Consider the following 5,570-nt stretch of genomic DNA (forward strand, 5'->3'; position numbering starts at 1 on the left):
TTAAAATAACTCCGCATTTTTCGTTTAAAACAACATAATCAGGCGAACTTAAAACGTTACTTGGAAGCGCTGATTATTTCCATCATAAGGCAAACTAAATTGCCTTTCTCAAAAGCAGTTAGGCTGCGTAGTGTGCCCAACGTGCAATTGTCTTTTCATTTAAGCTAAGCTTAAACAAAAAAATTCGCTGAGAATCCCCAGCAAAATTCTTATTTTTTCTTTGGTGCTAACACCATCACTGCTTGGCGACCTTCTAATTTACCCGGTGCGGATTCAACCACGGAAATCTCGGCTAAATCATTCTTCACACGTTCCAAGACCTCAAAACCAATATCTTGATGAGCCATTTCACGACCGCGGAAGCGCACAGTAATTTTTGCTTTATCGCCATCTTCTAAGAAGCGGATTAGACTACGTAACTTAACTTGGTAATCACCTTCATCCGTACCCGGACGAAATTTAATTTCCTTTACTTGTACGATTTTTTGTTTTTTCTTTTGCTCTTTAGCGGTTTTACTCTTCTCGTAAAGGAATTTACCGTAATTCATAATTCGGCAAACCGGCGGCTCCGCATTCGGGCTGATTTCCACAAGATCAAGCTCCGCTTGCTCTGCCATCTCTAACGCTTGTTGGACGGAAACAATCCCTGCTTGTTCACCATCTTGATCAATTAAACGAACTTCTTTCACACGAATTTCATCGTTAATGCGATTTGGGCGATTGACTGCCGGCGCTTTTTTTACGGTTTTAATAATCGTATTCCTTCTATGTATTTAACTAAAAAACCTCTCGCGACAAGCAAAAGGTTCTGATTTTGGCTACCCATGAAAAATGAGCAAAAACGCGCGGATTTTATAGTATTCATAAATTTGATGCAACAAAATTTAACCCGTTACCGCAATTTCTACGCTTATACTTTCACCGAATTCAAGTAACCGATTGATTCTTGCAGTTTCCAAACAAATCATGTATCGATAGGCTTGTTTGCTCATGGCACCGGTCTCTTTATGCCATGGGTTCCAAAGCACAATTTGACTTGCATTATGATGATGTAATTCAATTCTACGATTAAACGCCCTGTCAATAATTTGATTCCGCATTTTCTCCGCCGCATAAATACAATCTACATTTTCATTAATTTTACGCGGAGAAGGCACATTTTCTTGGCGTTTCGTTAGGCTATTAAAGCAAACCGTCGGCAAATTTACTACTTCAACTTGACTAATATCTCCCACATTAAAGTAGCTATGTAACGCAGCTTGCGCCGGTTCTTCACCATAATGCGTGAAGGTAATATGGCAAGTATCGGCAAAAATCATCTTCACTTTCGCTTCAATAATGTTCAATTCTGAAAATAATTCAAATTCTAATCGCACTTTTTGTGCTGATATATCGTAATGGCTCAGCTGCCATAAACGAATACGCGCAGTACCGTGCGCAGGTTGTTTTACGCTGCCGAACCAAGGATAACAAATCGGCACACCACCACGAATTGCAACACCGCTTTGAAAAGGTTCAATTTCACTTAACCATAAAACATCCTTATCCGCATTTTTAGGTTGCCAACTAATAAGTTGCGCGCCTTGCAGCGCAATTTTTGCGGTGCCAACAGTGTGTTTCAAATAAAGTATGGGGATATCATTTTGTCGGATTAAATGAAGTTCAGGTGTTAGTGTTTTTAACAATGTAGTTTTCATATTGTTGTCCGATGATAAATAAAACGAACAGAGGGCGCATGTTTACTACGCCCCACCTTAATTCTTTTAACAAAAATCAATTAAATCTCGTTAATAATGCGATAAACCCAGTTTTCCAACGGATCGCCAAGCCGTTGCATTTCGGCTCGCATTTCTTCCAACATTTCTTTTTTCACATCCCGATAATTCAAATCATAGAACAAATTGTGCATTTCGCCCGGATCTTTGCGCACATCATATAGCTCGCACACATCGGAGGCATTAAAGACCAACTTATAATCTTTGCGGTGCCACATGCGTTGTTCAAAATACACGAAATGGCCGGCAAGTTGCGCCAACACGCCTTTACGCTCGTTGTCTTGATTGTGCCGCACAATCGGCAAAATACTCTCCCCTTCAAATTCCTTCGGAACCGGTTGATTGGCTAAATCGTACACGGTGGAAGTTAAGTCATGCAAATAAACCAAGTTGTCATCTTGCTGATTCACTCGATTGGAACGCGGATCTTTGATGATCATCGGAATATTGTAGGTGGTGTCAAGCATAAACTCGCCTTTTTCGATCATCCGGTGTGCGCCCATAGCATCGCCATGATCGGCTGTCGCCACCATAAAAGTGCGATCATAAATTCGATTGTTTTCCAAGAACGCGAATAGCTCGCCGATAGCATCATCAATGAGTGTAATATAGCCCCAGAATTTGGTAATCACCTCTTTCCAATGATCTTCGCTCGCTTCCCACATGCCCCACATTTTGGAAATGGTACGGAAATGTCCCGGTTTACCTTCCAGCGGTTTAAAGAAACTTTCATCCAACACCACGTCTTCTTTGCGATACATTGAATAATAAGGTTCCGGCACGATACAAGGAGTATGCGGCCCCCAGAAATTAATCCAAGCGAAAAACGGTTTATCTTCATCAAGAGATTGCTGAATGTATTTTTTCGCTTCATCAATGATGAAATACGGAATGGTTTGTTCCTTGCTGCCGGAAAGTAGCCCGCATAGTTCTTGCACGCGCAAATGTGGGTTGTCGCCGAAATACGCACGACTTACTTCGGGAATCTCGTAGCCTTTTTCTTCCAGCCATTCTTTATAACGATTGGAATGGGTCGGAGGTTGATTGAACACCAGATTTTTATACACGCCACTGCCCGGATAACCGTAGCCGTCGAAGTTATGCCCTTGAATGCCGTAATCTTCCGGTACAGATTTGGTACCCACGTGCCATTTACCCAATACATAGGTATTGTATCCCTTCAGATTACCAATATTCGGTGCATCTCGGCTGATCTCACCCGTACCACCCTTTTCGCCATTACGGATAATGCCGTGGGAAGATGGCATTAATCCGGTAAATAACGACGTACGTGCCGGGCCACACACCGATGCCGGCGTAAAAGCATTGTTGAAACGAATGCCTTCTTTTGCCAAACGATCGAGGTTAGGAGTCTTGACGATTTGGTGCCCGTAAGCACCAATCATATCTTTACGCACCTGATCCAATAGAATATAGATAATGTTCATTATTTAGCCTCTTTATTCCGTACAACCAACAACACGATAAGTTGCAATACTACCCACACGCCTAATACCATTAACGGATTACCGCTTTCGGAAGCCATGCCGATTGGTGAAAGGAAAGTATAAAGGGCGAGCAAACCTAAGATTAAAGATACACTAGTGACTTTCAAATATTTCCAGTTGGTTAAATCCACATCACCTAGATTTTCCTTGTTTTCTATGTAAGGCTCGCGACGTAAGAATTGACCTAAGAACAGCATCAATACCACATCGAATACGAATAAGCCGCCCATGACATACACGAAATTAATTTTAACGTCAAAGACCCAAACGATGCAGAAATACAGGATAACGTGGGCAAGTAAAGCGATACGCGCAGCTGTGCCTGAAACGGTTTTATTAAACATCCCTACGGCAAATAAGGCGACGATTGGAATATTTACGAAACCAGCAAAACGTTTAGTAATTAAGAAAATACCGTCTGTACCGAACATCAATAATGGCGCGAAAATCATAGTAACAATCGCCATAATAGTGGAAACTTTTTTCGCATATATAATTAACTCTTGTTCCGACCGCACTTTTTTACTGATAGAAGGCAATAAGTCTTTACAGTAAATGGTTGCGGCAGAGTTTAAGAAAGAGTTAAAAGTACTTAAGATCGCTCCAAATAACGCCGCAATAAAGAAGCCTTGCAACCACGTTGGCAATACTTTATTCACCAATAGTGGATAAGACGCATCAATCGGATTTATTCCTTCACCCAAAATATGGAAGCTTAATAAGCCCGGTAAGTTTAAGATAATCGGTAAGGTCAATAAAAATAATGCCGCAATTAAAATCCCTTTTTGCCCGGATTTTAAATCTTTCGCTCCCAAACAACGTTGCACGATAGCTTGGTTGGTTGTCCAATAGAAAAAGTGCACCACCATAATACCGGTAAAAATGGTCGGCCAAGGTGTGGCGTCGGTTTCACTTCCTATGGCATTCCATTTTTCAATATGGCTTGTTGTGATGGTATTTAACCCTGCTGTAAAACTGCCTTCGCCTAAATACATCAATGCAAAAAATGGCACAAGTAACGCACCGACAACCAAAATCACCGCATTAATCGTATCTGACACAGCAACCGCTTTCAAACCGCCGAAAATCGCATAAATCGCGCCCACCACGCCGATAGCAATCACCGTATAGGTAATCGCTGCGCCATAACTCAAGCCGAATGCAGTTTCCAAATTAAAGATTTTATTAAACGCAATCGCACCGGTATAAAGTGCAGTTGGAATGACGATTAAAAGGTAAAAAATTAGGAATAGCGTGGACATAATCAAACGAGTTTGACGGTCGAAACGGCTTTCGAAAAACTCGGGTACTGTGGTATAGCCGTTACGCAAATATTTCGGCAACATATAAAGCGCCAGAAAACAAAGTGGTATCACCGTCGGCACCGTCCACGCGATAATAGAAAAGTTGCCTTTATATGATACAGCGTTCACGCCAATAAGTTGCTCGGTAGAAAGTGAAGTAAGAACCATTGAGCAACCAATCACCAAGCCACTTAAGCCACGCCCGGCCAAGAAATAACCCTTAGACGTACTAAGGTCATCATTCTTCGTTTTTAACCAAGAGATATATGCCACCAAACCGGTTACGATGAGGAAGCTAAGTATTGTTATAAACATATGTTGTCCTCCCAATATAACTAACATGGCATAAAAATAATACAACGCTTTTCAAAAGCTTATGATTATTGTCATATTGGCATTGTGAGAGGGATCACAGATTACAGAATTTCCATAAATTAACGATTTTTAACTCTTTTTTCTTCTAAAAATTGAATCAGATCACAGAATTTTCGCTCCTCCTTTGCATCCAGTGTTTAACCGCCCTACTCTCTCGCTAAATTTTTAACTGAGAAAAATATGAAACCGACTTACCTATTTCCCGTACTTTGTCTAAGCCTTCCCTCTTTTATAGAGGCCGTCCCCACCACCCCCTCCACCGCCGAAAAGCAATTCAGTGCCCGCCAACAGCAACAACAAACCGCGCTTGATGCGGAAATTCAAGCTCAGCAAGTGCAAAATCCAAACGTGCACTTGGAAAGCGAAAAAATGAAATCTGTTGCTTTTCCGGTCAACGAAGCACCATGCTTTCCGATTAATCAACTGGTTCTCACCGATTTCAATGCCGATGCTAATACCGATGCCGATGTCAATACCGATGTCAACGCCAATGCTGATACTGATACCGATACCGCCCACCCCGCCAATGCGGTGCTCAAAACGACATCTAAATCGCTGCAACGGATTCAACCAAGCCGTTTTTCTTGGGCCTTGCAGGCCGCCTATGC

General features: G+C 41.8%; 4 protein-coding genes and 2 pseudogenes. 1 reads left to right on the forward strand and 5 read right to left on the reverse strand.

What is annotated here, in order from left to right; translation table 11 throughout:
- The 5 genes and pseudogenes from ACO59Y_RS05460 to ACO59Y_RS05480 form a co-directional block, all read right to left on the reverse strand.
- Positions 1 to 67: pseudogene (locus ACO59Y_RS05460) on the reverse strand (50S ribosomal protein L35); the annotation flags it as partial.
- Positions 68 to 209: 142 nt separating this feature from the next.
- Complete coding sequence (gene infC, locus ACO59Y_RS05465; protein WP_486131355.1) at positions 210 to 773, reverse strand: translation initiation factor IF-3; 564 nt, start codon at positions 771 to 773, stop codon at positions 210 to 212.
- Positions 774 to 884: 111 nt separating this feature from the next.
- Positions 885 to 1,697 (reverse strand): D-hexose-6-phosphate mutarotase, encoded by an 813-nt coding sequence (locus ACO59Y_RS05470; protein WP_486131349.1) that lies wholly within the window; start codon positions 1,695 to 1,697, stop codon positions 885 to 887.
- An 80-nt stretch (positions 1,698 to 1,777) separates the two neighbouring features.
- A complete protein-coding gene (locus ACO59Y_RS05475; protein WP_486131351.1) occupies positions 1,778 to 3,223 on the reverse strand; it encodes a sulfatase family protein in 1,446 nt (481 codons plus the stop codon).
- A complete protein-coding gene (locus ACO59Y_RS05480) occupies positions 3,223 to 4,902 on the reverse strand; it encodes a solute:sodium symporter family transporter (RefSeq protein ID WP_486131353.1) in 1,680 nt (559 codons plus the stop codon). The genes ACO59Y_RS05475 and ACO59Y_RS05480 overlap by 1 nt, the downstream gene beginning before the upstream one ends.
- A gap of 240 nt (positions 4,903 to 5,142) precedes the next feature.
- Here ACO59Y_RS05480 and ACO59Y_RS05485 point away from each other — a divergent pair.
- A pseudogene (locus ACO59Y_RS05485) lies at positions 5,143 to 5,570 on the forward strand (hypothetical protein); the annotation flags it as partial.

Source organism: Rodentibacter sp., assembly GCF_057314195.1.